At 37.0% G+C, this 219-nt stretch carries 1 pseudogene; it reads left to right on the top strand.

The features are described 5' to 3' along the window. Positions 1 to 197: pseudogene (locus V6255_RS18625) on the top strand (PTS mannitol transporter subunit IICBA); the annotation flags it as partial. Positions 198 to 219 lie beyond the last annotated feature (22 nt).

Raw genomic sequence — 219 nt, 5'->3', positions numbered from 1 at the left:
TTACAACAATGGCTGTTATCGTTGGTACTGAAATACCAAAGTTCCTAGGAGCTATGATAGTTGGACCTTTAGGTGGCTACGCAATTAGCAAATTTGATAAAGCTGTACACGGTAAAATTAAGAGCGGTTTTGAAATGCTGGAGATCAACTTATCATCACCTATTATTGGTATGATCTTAGCTATCATCTCTTACTAATTGATTGGTCCAGCTGTTAATG

The organism is Psychromonas arctica (assembly GCF_038155225.1).
Classification (GTDB): Bacteria; Pseudomonadota; Gammaproteobacteria; order Enterobacterales; family Psychromonadaceae; genus Psychromonas; species Psychromonas arctica_B.
This window is presented reverse-complemented; position numbering and strand designations above follow the sequence as displayed.